The sequence below is a fragment of the Pigmentiphaga humi genome, assembly GCF_900606115.1.
In the GTDB taxonomy this organism is placed as follows: domain Bacteria; phylum Pseudomonadota; class Gammaproteobacteria; order Burkholderiales; family Burkholderiaceae_B; genus Pigmentiphaga; species Pigmentiphaga humi.
Genome location: NZ_UWPJ01000014.1, coordinates 48,640 through 65,606 on the forward strand (window position 1 = coordinate 48,640; position 16,967 = coordinate 65,606).

Below are 16,967 nucleotides of genomic sequence, written 5' to 3' on the forward strand. Positions count from 1 at the left end.
GTTGATGCGCTGCATCGCAACAATTCATTTCTCCCCTATTCCGCCCACACCGATACGCAGCACAGGCACCGCGCCGCCAGGTCGATCGCACGCAAAAAAAAGCCCGAAGCCTGTAGGCTTCGGGCTAATCCACCAAAGGAGGAGGGTGGAGGAGACACCGGTAGATGGGCTTTGCGGGGCTATCCGACGATGTCGAGGGGCCCGAGGCCATGTCGACATACAAAGCGTCATCTGTTGATTCGATTATATGGAGATCATTTGTGCGACGCAAGAACTTCCTAGGGTTGTTGCTTAAGTACAAAAACGGATGCTTCGCACCAGAGAAACATCATTAAGAATCAACTACTTAGGAAAATCAACCCGCTTATCCCCGCTGAACCAAGGTGTTTCCGATGCGCAACACCTACGATCCGGCTTGGAGCTGGCCCAGTGCTGCCTATTTATTTTGCAATGCAGCATTCATCTCGCCAGCAAGCGCCGTTCCATGCCTGCTCCCGCCAGCCGCTATGATCGAGCCTGATCCGATTCTTATCTACCTGCAGCGCGAGGAAATTATGGAATGCACCGTAAGCTGGGGCGGCCCTCAAGGCATGCTATTTACGGCCCAGACTGGCAGCGGCCACGTCGCCGTGATGGACGGCGCGCCCGATGGCGGCGGCAACAACCTGGCCCCCCGCCCGATGGAATTGGTTTTGGCCGGAACCGGCGGCTGCACCGCCTATGACGTCGTGCTGATCCTGAAACGCGGCCGGCACGCGGTGCAGGGCTGCACCGTCGCCATGCAGGCCGAGCGGGCCGAGACCGACCCCAAAGTCTTTACCAAGATCCATTGCGCCTTCACGGTCACGGGCAAGAACCTGCCCGCCGCAGCGGTCGAACGCGCCGTGCAGCTCTCCCACGAGAAATACTGCTCGGCATCGGCGATGCTGGAAAAAACCGCGCAGATGACCTGGTCGGTCGAGATCGTCGAAACGGCGTAGCGGCCGATCAGATGTAATAGGCGGTCGAGGTCATCAGCCTGGAGGCGCCGCGCATGGCCGCGCGCACGGGCGCGGGCAAGGCCGCGCCGCCTTGCTGCTCGGCCGTGATGCGATGCTGGCGCTCGTCCGCCGCCATCTGTTCGACGATGGCGCGCGAGCGCGCATCCTGCGCGGGCAAGGCATCCAGATGTCCGTCCAGGTGCTGCTCCACCTGGCGCTCGGTCTCGGCCATGAAGCCGAGATTCCATGCCACCCCCGCCTTCCCGGCCACCATGCCCAGGCCGAATGCGCCCGCATACCACAGCGGGTTGAGCAGGCTGGTGCGGCTGCGCAGCTCGCGCAGCCGCTGGTCCAGCCATGCCAGGTGATCCGTTTCCTCCTCGGCGGCGCGCAGAAATACTTCGCGCGTGCCGGGATGGCGGCACACCAGCGCCTGCCCCCGGTACAAGGCCTGGGCGCATACCTCGCCCACGTGGTTGACCCGCATCAGCCCGGCGGCATGCCGCCGCTCGGACGCCGACATTTCCGCAGGATCCGGCTCGCCCGGCATGGCGCGGGCCGCCGCGTCCGCGGGATTGGGCCGTTGCGGCGCGACGGCGCCGCCCAGGACGCGCACCGCGCGATCGGCCTCGCCCAGCACGCGATCCAGCAGAGAAGAACGACGAAAAGAGGCGGTTGCGGTCATGGGAAAAACTCCGAGCCGGATCGATGCCGGAAACGATGAACGTAGCTCCCAGAGTATAGGCAATCCCCATTCGTTGCTCCCAAGCAACAAAAAGGGAAGATTTCAGGGCTGTCATTTTCGCCACATCTTGCCTCGTCATCCTTGCGGCCGAGCACTGAAGAAATGCCTTGCGTGCCACCTGACAAATCACTCGGAGTACTGACTTGAAAAAGACCCTCATCGCCGCCGCGCTGCTGACTGGCTTCGCCGGCGCCGCCCATGCCCAGAGCAATGTGACGCTGTACGGGATCGTCGACATGGGCTACGTGTACGATAAGTCCGACGGCTCGTCGGGAACCAGCAAGCTCGACAGCGGCGCGCTCGGCAGCTCGCGCTTCGGCCTGCGCGGCACGGAAGACCTGGGCAACGGCCTGAAGGCCAACTTCCAGCTCGAGAACGGCTTCAAGGCCGACACCGGCGACATGGGCACCGCCAATACCCTGTTCGACCGCGCCTCCTGGGTCGGCGTGTCGGGCAGCTTCGGTGAAGTCCGCCTGGGTCGCCAGGATTCGCTGGGCTTCAACTGGTTCCGCGGCGCCGTCAACCCGTTCGGCAACTCCTACCTGCAAGGCCAGAGCGCGACGATCTTCAACGTCCGGGGCCCTGCCGACCGCTTCAGCAACAGCGCCTTCTACTACTCGCCCAAGTTCAGCGGCTTCCAGGGCGGCGTCGGCTATAGCTTCAACACGTCCGCCGGCGAAACCACGGGCAACGACGGCGACAACAGCGCCTACTCGCTCGGCCTGCGCTACAACGCCGGCCCGCTGCTGGCCGTGCTGACCTATGAACAGCAGAACGGCGCGGACAACACTCCCGCCCAGGCCGACATCAAGAACCTGCAACTGGGCGCGGTCTACGACTTCGGCATGGTCAAGCTGCACGCCGGCTACGGCCAGATCCGCAATGCCAACTACGCGCAAAACGCCAAGAAGCAGAACGCCTACCTGATCGGCGTGTCCGTGCCGTTCGGCGCCAGCACCGTTCTCGCCACCTACCAGCGCGTGGACAACGCCAACCTCAACGCCGGCAAGGCCGACAAGGACATCGGCGGCTTCTCGGTGGCCTACAACTACGCGCTGTCCAAGCGCACCACCCTGTACGCGCTGTTCAACCAGTACAGCGACATCGTGACTCGCGTCGACAACGGCCAGTTGGGCGACCGTCGCCAGTTCGCGGTAGGCGTGCAACACAAGTTCTAAAGTCCTGGCGGCCCGGGCGCACGGGTCCGTGCCCAGGCCGCCGAAGCACCTCCTTCAGCGGAAAAGCTTTCCCGCCTTCGTTGCATGCCGGAGGCGGGATTTTTTATGCGGCGTCTCAAAAAAACGACGACTTCCGTAAGAATTAGTAAAAACCCGAGGTCTGAAAGCCTTTAAGCCTTGGTAGAAACCCGTATTTTTTGCTGCAATGTCTCCAGCTTCCTACCAGGAAGCGCTGGTTTACCCGCGGCGGACAGACACCCGGCGATGGATCGCGCAGTCCATCAGCCCGTCGCAACCACCCCCGCTGCTGCCTCGGGAAACCAGGTAATCATGGAGATTTTTGCAATGAAGAAGACTCTGATCGCTGCCGCCGTCCTGGCCGGCATGGCCGGCACCGCGCAAGCGCAAAGCTCGGTGACCCTGTACGGTGTGATGGACATGGGGTACCTGTACTCCAAGACCGACGGCTTGAAAGCCCGCAGCGCACTCGACAGCGGCCTGCAAAGCGACTCCCGCTTCGGCCTGCGCGGCACGGAAGACCTGGGCAACGGCCTGAAGGCCAACTTCCTGCTGGAAGCCGGCATCAACGCCGACGACGGCACCACCAGCCAGTCCGGCCTGTTCAACCGCCAGTCGTGGGTCGGCCTGTCGTCCAACAACTTCGGCGAACTGCGCCTGGGCCGCCAATTCATCCTGGGCTCGCAATTCTTCACCAACATCGACCCGTTCGGCACGACCTTCCGCCAGGCCGGCATGGGCTCGACCTTCATCGCCGCCAACCAGGTCCGCAACAGCAACAGCGTGATGTACTTCACGCCGGTGTGGTCCGGCGTCCAGGCCGGCATTGGCTACAGCTTCAACCGTTCGTCGACCGAAACCCCGGTCAGCGGCACCAACAACCGCGCCATCACCTCCGGCGTGCGCTATGCCAACGGCCCCATCGAAGTGGCCCTGACCTATGACCAGGTCGAGCCCGCCACCGGCGGCAACGTCGGCCGTGCCACCCAGCTGGGCGGCACCTACGACTTCGGCGTGGTCAAGCTGCACGCGGCGGTTGCCGACCAGCGCAACGTCGCGGTCAACGTCGGCGACGTCCCGGGCTGGAACGGCCGCTACGCCAAGAAGACCCTGTCGTACATGGTCGGCGCCTCGGCGCCGGTCGGTACCGGCTCGCTGTTCGCGTCCTACCAGAAGGCCAAGGACTGGGACATCAAGGGCTTCAGCGTCGGCTACACCTACCCGCTGTCGCGCCGCACCAACGCCTATGCGTTCTACAGCGACATCGACAACGTCGGCAACTACGGCCAGGCCGCGGCCCGCGACGTCGGCACCCGCCAGCTCGGCGTGGGCCTGCGCCACTCGTTCTAAGAGGAAGGCCCACCCCCTACCCGCTTACGCGGGCCCGGCATGGTGGGCCCCCAGCCGCTACGCGGCAGCCCCCCGAGGGAGCCTGGGCCCGCCTAGGGGCGGCCCGGCGCCGGGCCCAGGGGGGGCGGCGCTGGCGGACCGGCAGAGCCGGATCCGCTGCGCCCGGGGTCTCCCCTGTGCACGAGCAGCACAGGGGAACAGAATTCATCACGCATTTCGATTACGCTAGCGAGACGTTCAAGCACCATAACGCGGCCAACGGCCGCCTGCCCCTCTTCGCTCGCATGCCCCTCGCACGATCCAAGGCCGGCTCTGCCTGGCCCTCCCTGGCCGCCCTCATCCTCCTGGCCGGCTGCGCGCTGCAGCCGCCGGCGCCTTCGGTTCCGCTGACGACGCCCGCACGCTGGGAAGCGCCCTTACCCACTGCGGCGGCTCAGCCGGCCGGCAGCCGGCAGTTGCGCGACTGGTGGCGGCAGCTCGGCGATCCGGCCCTGGTCGCATTGATCGATGCCGCCCAGGCCGCCAGCCCGACCATCGCCACCGCGCGCTCGCGCTTCCTCCAGGCGCAGGCCACGCGGACCTCCGCGCAAGCCGCGCTGGGCCCCACACTGGACGCCTCGACGCAGAGCAGCCGGGGATTCTCGCAAATCGCAGGCGGCGTCGCCACCCAGCACCAGGCCGGACTCCAGACTTCATGGGAAATCGACCTGTTCGGCGCCAACCGCACGACGCGCGATGCCGCCGACGCGAGGCTGCAGGGCGCGCAGGCGCAATGGCATGACGCGCGCACCTCGGTCGCCGCCGAAGTCGCCAATGAAGTGAACAGCGTGCGCAGCTGCCGGCGCGATCTGGCGATCCAGGAAGCCGATGCGGCCTCGCGCGCGGAAACCGCGCGGCTGACGGGGCTGGCGATGCGCGCGGGCTTCCAGTCCAGCGCCAACGCCGCGCTGGCCCGCGCCAGCAGCGCCGAGGCCTCCGCCCGCGTGACCCAGCAGCGGGCGCAGTGCGACATCGGCATCAAGACCCTGGTCGCGTTGACCGCGCTGGAGGAAGCGCAAGTGCGCGCGCGGCTCGAGACCCCGCCCGCCGCGCCGCCGCCGGATGCGCTGTTCGCCATCGATACGCTGCCCGCCGCGATACTGGCCCAGCGCCCCGACGTCTTCGATGCCGACCGCAACGTGGCGGCCGCCAGCGCCGAAGTCGGCAGCGCCCAGGCCAAGCGCTACCCCCGGCTCACCCTGGGCGGCCAGATCGGCGTCGCCTCGTTCCGCACGCGCGGCATGGAAACCGACGTCACCGCCTGGACCATCGGGCCGCTGCAGGTCAACCTGCCGCTGTTCGACGGCGGCCGCCGCGTGGCCGACATCGACGCGGCGCGCGCCCGCTACGACGAAGCCGTGGCCCAGTACCGCGCCACGGCCCGGCAGGCCGTCAGCGAAGTCGAGCAGGCCCTGGTCAACCTGCACGGCACGGCGGCGCGCACCGCCGACGCCCAGGCGGCCGTCGCCGGCTACCAGGCCTCGTTCAACGCCATCGAACAGAGCTACCGCAGCGGACTCGCGAGCCTGCTGGAACTGGAGGAGTCGCGGCGCACGCTGCTGGCGGCGCGCACCACGCGCTCGGCGCTCGAGCGCGAACGCCTGGCCGCCTGGATCGCGCTGTACCGCGCGGCGGGCGGCGGCTGGACGCAGGGCGAACCGGCGCCCGCCGAGCCCCGAGCCTCCGCCTCATAACGCATCAGATTCGCCGCATCGCCCTTCTATCGACCCGTCCCCCGCCGGACGCCACCCACAGTGCCCCAGACATGACGCTACGCCCGACCTTCGCCGCTTCCCTGCTCGCCGCCTGCGCCGGACTGGCGCTGGCCGCCACGCTGCACGCCGCCGGCAGCGACGCCGCCGGTCCCGCCCCGCGCCCCGCCCTCACCGTCAGCGCCGTCCAGCCGCAGATGCAATCGCTGCGCATCGCGCTGCAGGCCAACGGCAGCATCATGGCCTGGCAGGAGGCCAGCATAGGCGCCGAGATCGGCGGCCTGCGCCTGCAGGAGGTGCGCGTCAACGTCGGCGACAGCGTCAAGGCCGGACAGGTGCTGGCGACGTTCGCGGCGGAAACGGTGCAGGCCGACATCGCCCAGGCCCGCGCCGCGCTGGCCGAAGCCCAGGCGAGCGCAGCCGAAGCGCGCGCCAACGCGGAACGGGCGCAATCGCTCAAGGCCTCGGGCGCCTTGAGCGAAGCGCAGATCAACCAGTACCTCACCGGCGGCCAGACCGCCCAGGCGCGCGTCGAATCGGCCCGCGCCGCGCTCGCCAGCCAGGAACTGCGGCTGCGCTACACCCAGGTCCGCGCCGCCGACAGCGGCGTGATCTCCTCGCGCACCGCCACCGTGGGCGCGGTCGTCAACCCCGGCACCGAACTGTTCCGGATGATCCGCAAGGGACGGCTGGAATGGCGCGCCGAAGTCACCTCCGCCGAGGTCGCGCGCATACGCGTGGGCAATCCGGCCACGGTCACCGCAGCCAGCGGCGAGCAGTTGCAGGGCAAGGTGCGCGCCATCGCGCCCACGGCCGACCCGCAGACCCGCAACACCCTGGTCTACGTGGACCTGCCCGGCGTGGACGCCGCCGGCTCGTCGGCCAAGGCCGGCATGTTCGCGCGCGGCGTGTTCCAGCTCGGCACCGCTTCCGCGCTCACCGTGCCGCAGGAGTCCGTGGTCATGCGCGAGGCCTTCAGCTACGTATTCGCGATCGGCCCGGACAACCGCGTCGCGCAGCGCAAGGTGCAGACCGGCCGGCGCGACGGCGGCCGGGTGGAAATCCTCGACGGCCTGACGGCGGATGCGCGCATCGTCGGCCGCGGCGCCGGCTTCCTGACCGATGGCGACACGGTGCGCGTGGCGGATGCGCCTGCCGCCCCCGCCGCCCGCTGACCGCCGGAGCCCCGTCCCGATGAACGTCTCGACCTGGTCCATCCGCAACCCCATTCCCGCGGTCATGCTGTTCGTGCTGCTGAGCTTCGCCGGCCTGCTGTCGTTCAAGGCCATGAAGGTGCAGAACTTCCCCGACATCGACCTGCCCATGGTGACCGTCACCGCCGCGCTGCCCGGGGCCTCCCCCGGCCAGCTCGAGAACGACGTCGCCCGCAAGCTGGAGAACTCCGTCGCCACCGTGCAGGGGCTCAAGCACATCTACACCAAGATCCAGGACGGCAGCGTCATCCTCACCACCGAGTTCCAGCTCGAGAAACCCGTGCAGGAAGCCGTGGACGACGTGCGCTCGGCCGTCTCGCGCGTGCGCGCCGACATGCCCGCCGACCTGCGCGACCCGATCATCACCAAGGTCGACCTGGCCGGCCAGCCGGTGCTGGCCTTCACCGTCAGCTCCACCGGCATGGACGACGAAGCGCTGTCGTGGCTGGTCGACGACACCATCGCCCGCAAGCTGCTCGCCGTTCCCGGCGTGGGCGCGGTCAATCGCGTCGGCGGCGTCACGCGCGAAGTGCGCGTCGCGCTCGATCCGCTGCGGCTGCAGGCGCTGGGCGCCTCGGCCGCCGACATCTCGCGCCAGCTGCGCCAGATCCAGCGCGAAAGCTCGGGCGGCCGCACCGACATCGGCGCCGGCGAACAGCCCGTGCGCACCCTCGCCACCGTGCGCACCGCGCGCGAACTGGGCGAGCTGCGCATGGTGCTGGGCGATGGCCGCTCCATCCGCCTGGACGACGTGGCCACCGTCAGCGACACCATCGCCGAACGCCGCTCGGCCGCGCTGCTGGACGGCAAGCCCGTGGTCGGCTTCGAGGTCGCGCGCAGCCGCGGCGCCAGCGAGCTCGACGTCGCCGCCGGCGTGCACCGCGTGCTCGGCGAGATCGAGCGCCAGCACGCCGACCTGCAGATCGGAGAATCCTTCAACTTCGTCACCCCCGTGCAAGAGGAATACGACGGCTCCATGCGCCTGCTCTACGAAGGCGCGCTGCTGGCGGTGCTGGTGGTCTGGCTGTTCCTGCGCAACTGGCGGGCCACTCTGATCTCCGCCGTGGCGCTGCCGCTGTCGGTCATCCCCGCCTTTGCCGGCATGTACTTCCTGGGCTTCTCGATCAACGTCATCACCTTGCTGGCGCTGTCGCTGGTCATCGGCATCCTGGTGGACGACGCCATCGTCGAGGTCGAGAACATCGTGCGCCACCTGCGCATGGGCAAGACGCCCTACCAGGCCGCCATGGAAGCCGCCGACGAGATCGGCCTGGCCGTGGTCGCCACCACCTTCACCCTCATCGCCGTCTTCCTGCCGACCGCCTTCATGAGCGGCATCGCCGGGCGCTTCTTCAAGCAGTTCGGCTGGACCGCGGCGCTGGCGGTCTTCGCCTCGCTGGTCGTGGCGCGCGTGCTCACCCCCATGATGGCTGCCTACCTGCTCAAGCCCGCGGCCGATGCCGGCGAGGATCCGCGCTGGCTGCGCATCTACATGCGCTGGGTCGCCGCGTGCATGCGCCACCGCTGGCTCACCGTCATCGCCGCCGCGCTGTTCTTCCTGGCCTCGGCCGCCATGATCCCGCTCCTGCCCGCCGGCTTCATGCCCGCCGACGACAACTCGCAGACCCAGGTCGTGCTCGAACTGCAGCCCGGCTCCACGCTGGCCGACACGCTGGAAGCCGCCGAACAGACGCGCCGGCGCCTGCAGCGCATCGCCCACGTGCGCAGCGTCTACACCACCATCGGCGGCGGCACTGCGGGCGGCGACCCGTTCGCCGCTGGCGCGCCCGAAGTCCGCAAGGCCACCCTCACCATCCAGCTCGACCCGCGCGACGAGCGGCCGCGCAAGGAACGGATCGAAGACGAAATGCGCACCGCGCTGCAGGAAATACCCGGCGTGCGCAGCCGCGTCGGGCTGGGCGGCGCCAACAACAAATACGTGCTGGTGCTGACCGGCGAAGACCCCGCCACGCTCGACGCCGCCGCGCTGGCCGTCGCCAAAGACTTGCGCACCATCCCCGGCCTGGGCAACGTCACCTCCACTGCCAGCCTGATCCGCCCCGAGATCGCCGTGCGCCCCGACTTCGCGCGGGCTGCCGACCTCGGCGTCACCAGCACCGCCATCGCCGACACGCTGCGCATCGCCACCGTCGGCGACTACGACATCTCGCTGCCCAAGCTCAACCTGTCGCAGCGCCAGGTCCCCATCATGATCCGCCTGGACGACGCCGCGCGCCAGGACCTCGCCCTGCTCGAACGCCTGGCCGTGCCCGGCGCCCGCGGCCCGGTCATGCTCGGCCAGGTCGCCAGCCTGGACTTCTCCGCCGGCCCCTCCGTCATCGACCGCTACGACCGCACCCGCAACGTCAACTTCGAAATCGAACTGGCCGGCGCCGACCTGGGCGAAGTCGCCAAGCGCGTCGCCGAACTTCCGTCCATCGCCCACCTGCCCTCCGGCGTGCGCCAGGCCACCGTCGGCGACGCGGAAGTCATGGGCGAACTGTTCGAAAGCTTCGGCATGGCCATGCTGACCGGCGTGCTGTGCATCTACATCGTGCTCGTCCTGCTGTTCAAGCACTTCCTGCACCCCGTCACCATCCTCGCGGCGCTGCCCTTGTCGCTGGGAGGAGCCTTCGTCGGCCTGCTCATCGCGCACAAGAGCTTCTCCATGCCCTCCCTGATCGGGCTGGTGATGCTCATGGGCATCGCCACCAAGAACTCCATCCTGCTCGTCGAATACGCCATCCTCGCCCGCCGCGGCCACCCAGCCACCGACGTACGGCCCGCCGTGCCCGGCATGAGCCGCTGGGATGCGCTGGTGGACGCCTGCCACAAGCGCGCCCGCCCCATCATCATGACCACCATGGCCATGGGCGCCGGCATGCTGCCCATCGCCATCGGCATCGGCGCCGCCGACCCCAGCTTCCGTTCGCCGATGGCGATCGCGGTATTGGGCGGGTTGATTACGTCGACTTTCCTGAGCTTGCTGGTGATTCCGGTGGTGTTCTTGTTCGTGGATGATTTTTCGCAGTGGGTGGGGCGGGTGGCAAGGCGTGTGGGGTCGAGATCCTGACGGCGTTTTCATTTAATGAAAATCATTCCCATTGCTAGAATGGCGGGGAGCCGTCTCTCGCGGGGGAGCCGTCGCTCGATACTCATATAAAAGGAAACTCCATGATCCGCCATCTGTATGCCACGGCAGTGGCCGGTTTGCTTGGCATGGCTGCGCTGCCGGCGCTGGCAGCGAACGAAGTCACCCTCTACACCACGCGCGAGCCGGGCCTGATCCAGCCATTGCTATCGGTCTTCACCACGCAGACTCAGATCAAGGTGAATACCGTATTCGTCAAAGATGGGCTGTTGGAACGCGTCAAGGCCGAGGGCGGGCGCTCGCCCGCCGACGTGCTGATGACGGTGGACATCGGCAACCTGCTCGACCTGGTGAAAGGCGGCGTGACCCAGCCGGTGAAGTCGGGCGTGCTGGACTCGGCCATCCCGGCCAACCTGCGAGGCGCGGACGGCCAGTGGTTCGCCTTGTCGATGCGCGCTCGGGTGCTCTACGCCGACAAAGGATCGAAGCTGACCAGCTTCCGCTACGAGGATCTGGCCAACCCCAGATACAAGGGCAAGGTCTGCATCCGCGCCGGCCAGCATCCTTACAACACGGCGCTGATCGCCGCCATGATCGCCCACGACGGAGAGGCCAAGACCAGGCAATGGCTGCAAGGCGTGAAGGCCAATCTCGCCCGTAAAGCGACCGGCGGCGACCGCGACGTGGCGCGCGACATCCTCGGCGGCATCTGCGACATCGGTCTGGCCAACTCCTATTACGTCGGCCACATGAAGTCCGCCAAAGAAGGCACCGACGCGCGCAAGTGGGGCGATGCCATCAAAGTGATCCGCCCCACCTTCGCCAAGACGAACGGCACGCACGTCAATATCAGCGGCGCCGCCGTGGCGCGCAACGCGCCCAATCGGGACAATGCCGTGAAGCTGCTGGAGTTCCTGGTGTCCGAGCCGGCGCAGAACCTGTACGCCCAAGGCAACTACGAGCATCCGGTGCGCAGGGGCGTGATGCTGGATCCGGTCGTAGCGCAGAACATCGGCGAGGTCAAAGTCGACCCGCTGCCGCTCACAGAAATCGCCAAGCACCGCAAACAGGCCAGCGTGCTGGTCGACGAGGTGGGATTTGACCGGTAAGCGCAGGCTGCCGGGCCGCTGCCCGTCTCGATGAAGCCGCGCGGATTGCGAGCGGTCGGACCGCTATGGCAGGCCGCGGCGGTACTGATCGCGCTGGGCGTGCTGGTGCCGGTGCTTTCGCTCGCATGGCTGGCGCTCGGCGAAGACCTCTCGCATTGGTCCCACCTGGTCCGCCACGTGCTTCCCGACGCCGCCCGCAACACGGCCGTGCTGCTGGTCGGCGTGGGAGTACTGGTGCTGGTGGTGGGCACGGGCTGCGCCTGGCTGGTGACCGCCTACGAATTCCCGGGCCGCCGCGTGCTGCACTGGGCCTTGCTGCTGCCGCTGGCCATGCCGGCCTACATCGTGGCCTTCGCCTACCTCGACCTCCTGCACCCCATCGGTCCGGTGCAGGGAGCGCTGCGCGCACTGCTGGGCTACGACAGCCCGCGCCAATGGCGGCTGCCCGACCTGCGCTCCATGGGCGGCGCCATTTTCGTGCTGGGCTTCGTGCTCTACCCCTACGTCTACATCACCGCGCGCGCGATGTTCATGACCCAGCCCGCGTATCTCCTCGAAGCCGCGCGCAGCCTGGGCGAAGGCCGCTGGGGAGCCTTCCGGCGCGTGGCCCTGCCGCTGGCGCGGCCCGCGCTGGCGATAGGCGTGAGCCTCGCCCTGCTCGAGACGCTCAACGACATCGGGGCCTCCGAATTCCTGGGCGTGAACACGCTCACCGTCGCCGTCTACACCACCTGGATCACACGCTCGAACCTGCCCGGCGCGGCCCAGATCGCCTGTGCGATGCTGCTCCTGGTCGTGGCCCTGGTGCTGGTGGAGCGGCACGGCCGGCGCCGCCAGCGCTTCGGCAGCGTGCAGCGCATGCGCCCGATCGGCCCATTGCGGCTGCGTGGACCGCTGGCCTGGGCCACCACGGCGGTCGTAGCCTCGCCTGTGCTCATCGGCTTCATCGCACCCGCCGCCTACCTGGTATGGGAAACCGCCAAGCGGCTGCGGCTGGGCCAGGGCGTCTCGGATGCGCTGCTGGCCAGCCTCGGCAATACGCTGATGCTGGCGCTCGGCGTCACCGCGCTGGCCGTCGCGGCGGGACTCATCGTGGCCTGGTCGGCGCGCCAGGGCGCCGCCGGCGGCGGCATGCGCTGGCCGGCGCGCCTGTCCATGCTGGGCTACGCGGTGCCAGGAACCGTGCTGGCCATAGGCCTGCTCACGCCCGGCCTGGCCGCCGACGCCGGCATCGCGCAGGTATTGGGCTTGCCCGGCCTGCCGCTCATGGACCTGGGCGCCGTGCTGGTCGTCGCCTGCATCATCCGCTTCCTGGCCATGCCGGTAGGCGGGATCGAAGCCGGCCTGGCGCGCATCCCGCCGGCGCTGGAACAGGCATCGCGCCTGCTCGGCGAAAACCCGGGCGGAACGCTGCGCCGCGTCCACCTGCCGCTGCTGCGCCCCGCCATCGCCGCCGGCGCGCTACTCGTCTTCGTCGACACGATGAAAGAACTCCCCGCCACGCTGCTGCTGCGGCCGGCCAACTTCGACACCCTGGCCACCTGGCTCTACGCCGAGGCCGCCAGAGGCACGTATGAAGAAGGCGCCATCGCCGCGCTCGGCATCGTCCTGGCCGGACTGCTGCCCGTCATCCTGCTGGCGCGAACCCAGCTCGCGCAGGAACGGCCCGCGCCGTCCGCTCCCGACGCCACGCATCCCGCATAGATCAACCATGAGCGAAGCCCTGCGCCTTCACGACCTCAGCCTGGCCTACGACACACCCGACGGCTTGTACCCGGTGGTTCAAGACCTGAACCTGGACTTGCCGGCCGGCCATATCGCCTGCCTGCTCGGCCCCTCCGGCTGCGGCAAGACCACCGTCTTGCGGGCCATCGCGGGTTTCGAACCCGTGCGCGAGGGCGAGATCCGGCTGGGCGAACGGCTGCTGTCCTCGACGCGCGTCCACCTGCCGCCCGAGCAACGGCAAGTCGGCATGATGTTCCAGGAATACGCGCTGTTCCCCCACCTGACCGCCGCGCAGAACGTGGCCTTCGGCCTGCGCCGCCAGCCCCGCGCCGCCCAGCGGGCGCGCACGGCCGACTTGCTCGCCCTCGTGGGCCTGGCCGATGCCGGCGGAAGATATCCGCACGAACTGTCGGGCGGCCAGCAGCAACGCATCGCGCTCGCGCGCGCCCTCGCCCCGGCGCCGGGGCTGCTGTTGCTCGACGAGCCGTTTTCCAATCTCGATGCGGCTACGCGGACGCGTTTGACTGCGGAGGTGCGGGGGATTTTGAAGGGAACCGGGCAGACCGCGGTGCTGGTGAGCCACGATGAGGGCGAGGCGCGTCAATTCGCGGATTATGTGGGGGTGATGCGGGAGGGGCGGATGGTGGGGTGGGAAGGATTACCTCAGCATTCGTAGACCAGTCACCTTAGCGTCCCCTTACAACCTAGCATCAGCGTCCTTTCACGGGCAAGCGCTCGAGCCGTTGCCAGAGCCGCTTGATGCAAATGAGCGTGGCCCATGTGGTTATTTCAGCAAGGTCTCGACGCCTGTTGCAAGCCCTGTCTGCTTATTGGCTGAATGCGGGAAGGGGAAACTACCCAGATAAATTTTCTAGGGCTGGGTTTGGATTTTAATATTTCTTCCAATTGATCGTGATCTAAATGGCAAAGTTCGGCACCCTTGCCCACAAAGGTCATGCTCTTCACCTCATGCTGAGGCTCTACCACAGCGAACATCTCTTTAGGCTCCAAGGAGCCTATGAAGTCGGCGGCACCGAAATATGCGACCTTTATTGCAATGGAGTCCGAAAAGCCGTTTTCTACGATTATTGGGTAGTGAATGTCGCAACCTCCAAGAAGCAGCGAGATTGCCACCGAACAAGCAAATATCTTGACCGAATAAAAATACTTCACCATGACCACCAACTCCCTCCTGCAGCATAGTTATTCGCTGCCTGTTCAAACCGGTTGCTAGATGCGGGACCTTAGTCAGCCGGAGCTCAGGCCACTCTCCTGCCTAGGCTATTTTCTTTCGAGCATCCCGAAAAGCGATGACCTTCTCTTCGAGCAGTTGTTCACTGGCACGAATCAGATCGACGTAGACGGTATTGTTGAACCCCCACAGCGTAGACACTTCCTCGTCCTTGTGGCCTACGAGAAAGGGCATCGTGGTGACGATCCGTACGCCGGGCATGCGCTCCACATATCTATCGTAGGTGTTGCGCTCCGCGTCCCGGATTGCAGGATCCCAGGACTCCAGTCTATCGAACATCCGGGCCGAATACACATTCATGACCGTGCTGACCATCTTATCCAAGTGGACATAGGTCGCACCCTCGGATTCGCTCAAATCGCTGACAGCGGTTTGAACGTGCAGATTCGCAATCAATCCGGAGAAAATATCCCAGTCGCCCGACTCTGCCAGATAGCGTTGCGCTGCGCGATATCTGTCCTGCCAGCCGGGCAGGAAATCGACGTCGTCCTCGCATATGGCCACTTCCGCCAAGCCCTGTTCACGCGCCTTGCGAAACAGGAACTTGTAGCTCAGGCCGCACCCCACCCACCCCAACTGGTGCCTCAGCCCGGGAAAGGCCTGAATGCCGTATTGGTTGTCCAGCCTGAAACTCGCCTGACGCGCGATCGACTCCGGCAGACCCAGGCAAACCATTTCACTGTCGATGGAAAAACCCGCGCCGGCCAATTCGTAGAATCTGTCGAAATCGATGACATCGTTCGCCAGCAGGAAGCGGAAAAAGTAATAGTCGAACGACAAACCGGGTTTGAGCAACGCGTTGCGGTTAGCCACGATCCGCTGCCGTCTCGCCTCGTCGTGGTCGAGCCAATATCCAATACGCTCGATCATGGCCTGGACGTCGCCGACAGGGACGAAATCCACGATGGACTTCAAAGCATCATGCTCAGCGATGTCCGAAGACGATTCGGAAACGACCAGCTTGTTCTGGCTGAGGCATTCGTAGACACGCGTCGTCTCGAGCAGCGCTCCCTCGTAGTAATGGATGTTGACCACCACTTTTGCCTTGGCCATTTCTTCGTACAAGGGCGCGCCGAACAGCTCGCGCACCACCTTGACCTTGAAATGCCGGCCCAACTGCTCAAGGTACTGCCTGCGCCGATCATTGTTGACGTCGCCATAGAACAGGACGTCGTACTCGTATGACGGCTGGCCTTCCAGCGGAGCCATGTCCGCGTCGAACCCTATGGGCAGGTAGTAGATCTGTCTGTAGCTCATCCCCTTCGACTGAAGGAATGCAATGTTCGTCAATGAGTAGTCGAAGATCGCATAAGCATGGTCCAGGATGTCGAGATAGTCCTGCTTGAACCATCGGGAGCTGACGGATTGCTCCATCTGAAAAGCGACATAGGTGCCCGGCAGCTTGGGAAATATCTGCGGGCAGATGACGAAGTGCAATACGTCCTCGAAGCCCCCCGACGGCATGGCGTGGATGATCTGAGCCTGAAGCCCGGCGCGCTCCAGGGCGGACTGGATTAGGCGGGCGACGAAATGACAATGAGGGGTGGTGAGGATGACACAGCGGCTGCCCGCCGTGAACGCAAAGCCCGCATCACGAGGCGACATCTGCGTTCTGTGCCCGACGTTCCTGGCATGCCTCAAGGCCTCCCGCAAGCCGCGCTGCCGCACGTAGCCAACGAACTTCCCCAAGAGCTCGGGCCTCTCGGCCACCAGGCTCAAAGCCCTGGCTGCGGGATGGCGGCGCACGGAGCGCAGCGCATCGCCCAGCGCCCGGAGGGGCGCTGTGATGCGCCATGAGGTGCTATTGCGCAGTTCGTCCGAATCGGCGCGCGCCGACATCAGCTGCTGCTGCAGCGAGAAAGCATCCAGCTTGGCTCGCTCCAGTTGCTCCTTGAGCGCCCCCGCCTCTTCCCTTGATTGGGCAAGCTGGGTTCGCAACTGATCCGCAAGCTGGGCGAACCAATGAGACTCGAGCAAGAAGGAATAATCGTCCCGCTCGTGGTACCGGCCCGATTTGATGCCGTAGAAATATAGATCCTTGGTCTCGTGGCCAATCGAGAACTCGAACTCGGAGAACTCGGCCTCTACGTCGAAGACCGCGCGTATGTCTGCCTCCTCCAGGTTCCTGTAGTAGTCCGCCCAATCGCCAAGGCCTTGGATCAAAGGCGCGTCCCCCGGGTTGGTTCGCCGCGTTCCGTGCTCCGGCCGGCCAGTCGTGGCGCAGCTGAAAAAGAACAATCCGCCCGGTTTAAGCATCCGGTAGATGTTGCGCAGGGTCTCAGGATAGTACTGGTCATGCTCGAAGCACTCCGTCGACACGATGACATCGAATGTTCCGTCCGGCAAAAGCAATTGGTGTCCCGCACACACGATATCGACATTGCGTCCCGTGGCGACATCCACTCCCAAGTATGCACAGCCGTCGAACAGGTACTGATTGTTCCCGTTTATATCCAGGGACCCGATATCCAGGACCAGTTTATTTTTGAAAAAACGTGGAAAACGTTTCCGGACCGCCGTACAGAATTGCTGCTGCTGCAAATGCGCCATGTAT

At 66.1% G+C, this 16,967-nt stretch carries 12 protein-coding genes; 9 read left to right on the forward strand and 3 right to left on the reverse strand.

Annotation, left to right across the window (positions count from 1 at the left end; all coding sequences use genetic code 11):
- Positions 1–554 precede the first annotated feature (554 nt).
- A complete protein-coding gene (locus PIGHUM_RS07580; RefSeq protein ID WP_124079051.1) occupies positions 555–980 on the forward strand; it encodes an OsmC family protein in 426 nt (141 codons plus the stop codon).
- Positions 981–987: 7 nt separating this feature from the next.
- On the opposite strand, the gene coq7 is transcribed toward PIGHUM_RS07580, so the two are convergent.
- Complete coding sequence (gene coq7, locus PIGHUM_RS07585) at positions 988–1,632, reverse strand: 2-polyprenyl-3-methyl-6-methoxy-1,4-benzoquinone monooxygenase (RefSeq protein ID WP_187697764.1); 645 nt, start codon at positions 1,630–1,632, stop codon at positions 988–990.
- A 236-nt stretch (positions 1,633–1,868) separates the two neighbouring features.
- Between coq7 and PIGHUM_RS07590 the strand changes: the two genes are divergently transcribed.
- From PIGHUM_RS07590 to PIGHUM_RS07625, 8 genes are all read left to right on the forward strand, one after another.
- Positions 1,869–2,903, forward strand: coding sequence for a porin (locus tag PIGHUM_RS07590; protein WP_160142198.1), 1,035 nt, complete (start codon positions 1,869–1,871; stop codon positions 2,901–2,903).
- A 345-nt stretch (positions 2,904–3,248) separates the two neighbouring features.
- A complete protein-coding gene (locus PIGHUM_RS07595) occupies positions 3,249–4,271 on the forward strand; it encodes a porin (protein ID WP_124078829.1) in 1,023 nt (340 codons plus the stop codon).
- 284 nt (positions 4,272–4,555) lie between these two features.
- A complete protein-coding gene (locus PIGHUM_RS07600) occupies positions 4,556–6,004 on the forward strand; it encodes an efflux transporter outer membrane subunit (protein ID WP_124078830.1) in 1,449 nt (482 codons plus the stop codon).
- Between the two features lie 71 nt (positions 6,005–6,075).
- Positions 6,076–7,197 (forward strand): efflux RND transporter periplasmic adaptor subunit, encoded by a 1,122-nt coding sequence (locus PIGHUM_RS07605; protein WP_124078831.1) that lies wholly within the window; start codon positions 6,076–6,078, stop codon positions 7,195–7,197.
- A 19-nt stretch (positions 7,198–7,216) separates the two neighbouring features.
- On the forward strand, positions 7,217–10,309 hold the full coding sequence (locus PIGHUM_RS07610) for an efflux RND transporter permease subunit (protein ID WP_124078832.1): 3,093 nt from the start codon (positions 7,217–7,219) through the stop codon (positions 10,307–10,309).
- A 101-nt stretch (positions 10,310–10,410) separates the two neighbouring features.
- Positions 10,411–11,436, forward strand: coding sequence for a Fe(3+) ABC transporter substrate-binding protein (locus tag PIGHUM_RS07615; RefSeq protein WP_124078834.1), 1,026 nt, complete (start codon positions 10,411–10,413; stop codon positions 11,434–11,436).
- Positions 11,437–11,466: 30 nt separating this feature from the next.
- Complete coding sequence (locus tag PIGHUM_RS07620; protein WP_124078836.1) at positions 11,467–13,140, forward strand: ABC transporter permease; 1,674 nt, start codon at positions 11,467–11,469, stop codon at positions 13,138–13,140.
- A gap of 7 nt (positions 13,141–13,147) precedes the next feature.
- The gene (locus PIGHUM_RS07625) at positions 13,148–13,837 is read left to right on the forward strand and encodes an ABC transporter ATP-binding protein (RefSeq protein WP_124078838.1); all 690 of its coding nucleotides are present in this window, start codon (positions 13,148–13,150) and stop codon (positions 13,835–13,837) included.
- A gap of 113 nt (positions 13,838–13,950) precedes the next feature.
- Here the strand turns inward: PIGHUM_RS07625 and PIGHUM_RS07630 are convergent, their stop codons facing one another.
- On the reverse strand, positions 13,951–14,337 hold the full coding sequence (locus PIGHUM_RS07630) for a hypothetical protein (protein WP_124078840.1): 387 nt from the start codon (positions 14,335–14,337) through the stop codon (positions 13,951–13,953).
- 100 nt (positions 14,338–14,437) lie between these two features.
- On the reverse strand, positions 14,438–16,963 hold the full coding sequence (locus tag PIGHUM_RS07635) for a methyltransferase domain-containing protein (protein WP_124078842.1): 2,526 nt from the start codon (positions 16,961–16,963) through the stop codon (positions 14,438–14,440).
- Between the last annotated feature and the right edge of the window lie 4 nt (positions 16,964–16,967).

Bases quoted from the DNA above. Each gene is read 5' to 3' on its own strand.
- PIGHUM_RS07600 (WP_124078830.1), top strand. From the start codon at position 4,556: ATGCCCCTCGCACGATCCAAGGCCGGCTCTGCCTGGCCCTCCCTGGCC.
- PIGHUM_RS07635 (WP_124078842.1), bottom strand. From the start codon at position 16,963: ATGGCGCATTTGCAGCAGCAGCAATTCTGTACGGCGGTCCGGAAACGT.
- PIGHUM_RS07625 (WP_124078838.1), top strand. From the start codon at position 13,148: ATGAGCGAAGCCCTGCGCCTTCACGACCTCAGCCTGGCCTACGACACA.
- PIGHUM_RS07610 (WP_124078832.1), top strand. From the start codon at position 7,217: ATGAACGTCTCGACCTGGTCCATCCGCAACCCCATTCCCGCGGTCATG.
- PIGHUM_RS07605 (WP_124078831.1), top strand. From the start codon at position 6,076: ATGACGCTACGCCCGACCTTCGCCGCTTCCCTGCTCGCCGCCTGCGCC.
- PIGHUM_RS07595 (WP_124078829.1), top strand. From the start codon at position 3,249: ATGAAGAAGACTCTGATCGCTGCCGCCGTCCTGGCCGGCATGGCCGGC.
- PIGHUM_RS07580 (WP_124079051.1), top strand. From the start codon at position 555: ATGGAATGCACCGTAAGCTGGGGCGGCCCTCAAGGCATGCTATTTACG.
- PIGHUM_RS07615 (WP_124078834.1), top strand. From the start codon at position 10,411: ATGATCCGCCATCTGTATGCCACGGCAGTGGCCGGTTTGCTTGGCATG.
- PIGHUM_RS07620 (WP_124078836.1), top strand. From the start codon at position 11,467: ATGAAGCCGCGCGGATTGCGAGCGGTCGGACCGCTATGGCAGGCCGCG.
- PIGHUM_RS07630 (WP_124078840.1), bottom strand. From the start codon at position 14,337: ATGGTGAAGTATTTTTATTCGGTCAAGATATTTGCTTGTTCGGTGGCA.